At 63.0% G+C, this 1,381-nt stretch carries 1 protein-coding gene; it reads left to right on the forward strand.

Annotation, left to right across the window (positions count from 1 at the left end; translation table 11 throughout):
- Positions 1–222: 222 nt before the first annotated feature.
- Positions 223–1,381: 3'-5' exonuclease (locus HX803_RS32265; protein ID WP_372339959.1), on the forward strand; the 1,159-nt coding region annotated here is incomplete at its 3' end.

Below are 1,381 nucleotides of genomic sequence, written 5' to 3' on the forward strand. Positions count from 1 at the left end.
GGCATGGTCGATCCTGACGGCGAACCGTCACTGTGAGGAATGGGGCAACAACGTTGCGCGTCCTCGCTGCGCGGATACGACTCCGATGCAAATGATAATGATTGTTATTAATGTTTTGCAACAAATTTGTCGGATTGCGGTCTGTGTGCGCGTTAACGTGCCGCGTTTGTACAGATGCCGAGTAGAATCACGCCCTGAAAGCGATTCCAGAGGTGCGGTACGGTGGATTTACAGCAGGGTTTTGTCCTGACCCGGCATTGGCGCGATACCCCGACGGGCACGGAGGTCAGCTTCTGGCTGGCCACCGACGCCGGCCCGCGGTTTATCCGACTCCCCATGCAGACGTCGGTGATGTTTATCCCCGAGGCCCACCGCAAGCCGCTGGACGGGTTGCTCAAGGGCGAGCGCGAGATCGAGCTGCGCCCGCTGCAATTGCAGGACTTTCATCATCGCCCGGTGTTGGGCCTCTACACCCGCCAGCACCGCCAGGCGATGGACGTGGAAAAGCGCTTGCGCGCAGCCGGTGTCGATGTCTATGAAGGCGACGTGCGCCCGCCCGAGCGCTACATGATGGAGCGTTTCATCACCGCCCCGGTGTGGTTCGGCGGCACCCCCGACGCCAACGGTGCGCTGTCCGAGGCGCAGATGAAGCCCGCCCCCGACTACCGTCCGCCGCTCAAGCTGGTGTCCCTCGACATCGAGACCACCGCCCAGGGCGACCTCTATTCCATCGCCCTCGAAGGCTGCGGCGAGCGCCAGGTGTACATGCTCGGCTCGCCCAACAAGGCCGACGCGGTCGACTTCAAACTCGATTACTGCGACACCCGCGTCCAGTTGCTCGAACGCCTCAACCAATGGCTGGCCCAGCACGACCCCGATGCAATCATCGGCTGGAACCTGGTGCAGTTCGACCTGCGTGTGCTCCATGAACATGCCCAGCGCCTCAAGGTGCCGTTGATGCTAGGCCGGGGCGACGAGCCCATGGCCTGGCGCGAGCACGGCAGCCGCACCCATTATTTCGCGGCGGCGGCGGGACGGCTGATCATCGACGGCATCGAAGCCCTGCGTTCGGCCACCTGGAGTTTTGAATCCTTCAGCCTGGAGAACGTCGCGCAAACCCTGCTCGGCGAAGGCAAGGACATCTCCACGCCGTACCAGCGCATGGATGAAATCAACCGCATGTTCGCCGAGGACAAGCCCGCCCTGGCACGCTACAACCTCAAGGACTGCGAGCTGGTCACGCGGATTTTCGAGAAGACCGAGCTGCTCAAGTTCCTGTTGGAACGGGCCAGCGTCACCGGCTTGCCGGCCGACCGCAGCGGCGGTTCCGTCGCCGCCTTCACGCACCTGTACATGCCGCTGATGCACCGCCAGGGTTTCG

It is taken from the genome of Pseudomonas sp. P7548, from assembly GCF_013386585.1.
Classification (GTDB): Bacteria; Pseudomonadota; Gammaproteobacteria; order Pseudomonadales; family Pseudomonadaceae; genus Aquipseudomonas.